This window comes from Candidatus Kapaibacterium sp., from assembly GCA_025059875.1.
Classification (GTDB): Bacteria; Bacteroidota; Ignavibacteria; order Kapaibacteriales; family HRBIN21; genus HRBIN21.
Genome location: JANXCT010000018.1, coordinates 1 through 852 on the forward strand (window position 1 = coordinate 1; position 852 = coordinate 852).

Sequence of the window (852 nt, forward strand, 5' to 3'; positions counted from 1 at the left end):
GGTATTGAAGAGTTAAAGGTAGTGATTCAAATTCTTGAACCAAAAAGATTGAAAATAGTATGTGAAGATTTAAAAAAACCATTGGCAATGATTTTAGAGGAGGAAGAGAATAGATGGTTTAGAAAAGATGAGGTTGAAACATTAGCTTTTAAAGATGTATTTGAGATTGAGATACCCTTTGAAAAGATTAGTGTAAAACATGAGCAGGATATAAATCTTTTTATTGAGATTCTCAGAGACTCAACACTCATAGAGCGTGCTCCTTCAATAGGTTTTATAAGGATTCATATTCCAACTGTTGAGTTTGAAAAAATTATGTGGCTTTAGATTGACAATATTCTCTAAATAGTTATACAATTAATCAATCCCTGGGGGAGGTCGTAAAGGCCTGAGAGTTCCCGTTAAGGGAAGACCCTTTGAACCTGATCCGGGTAATGCCGGCGTAGGGAAAGGGAGAGGCTAAGAAATTAACCTCTATCCCAAGGGATAGAGGTTTTTTATTTGGGGGATTTATGAAAGTAAGAGTTAATGGAATAGAGATGGAAGTTAAATCTAACACGGTAATGGAGCTACTTAAGGAGCTTGAGATAAATCCTGAGAGAGTTGTTGTGGAGGTAAATCTTGAGATTGTAAAGAGGAATAGATTCACTGAATACAAGATTAAAGAGGGAGACTTAATAGAAATAGTTAACTTTGTAGGAGGAGGATAAAATGTATGAACCTTTAGTTATAAGAGGAATTGAGTTTAAATCAAGGCTATGGGTTGGAACAGGAAAATATCGTAGTTTTGAGGAAACAGCTCGTGCAGTAGAAGCCTCGGGAACAGATGTTGTAACTGTTGCTGTAAGAAGA

At 35.9% G+C, this 852-nt stretch carries 3 protein-coding genes and 1 riboswitch; all 3 genes read left to right on the forward strand.

Annotated features, from left to right (window positions below; translation table 11 throughout):
* Positions 1–327 (forward strand): hypothetical protein (locus NZ960_08585; protein ID MCS7177645.1); only part of this gene is annotated, 327 nt, incomplete at its 5' end.
* Between the two features lie 33 nt (positions 328–360).
* A riboswitch (TPP riboswitch) is annotated at positions 361–467 on the forward strand.
* A 45-nt stretch (positions 468–512) separates the two neighbouring features.
* On the forward strand, positions 513–710 hold the full coding sequence (gene thiS, locus NZ960_08590) for a sulfur carrier protein ThiS (protein MCS7177646.1): 198 nt from the start codon (positions 513–515) through the stop codon (positions 708–710).
* 1 nt (position 711) lies between these two features.
* Positions 712–852: thiazole synthase (locus tag NZ960_08595; GenBank protein MCS7177647.1), on the forward strand; the 141-nt coding region annotated here is incomplete at its 3' end.

What these genes read in the sequence shown, in the direction of transcription:
- thiS (MCS7177646.1), top strand. Translation starts at nt 513, where the DNA reads ATGAAAGTAAGAGTTAATGGAATAGAGATGGAAGTTAAATCTAACACG.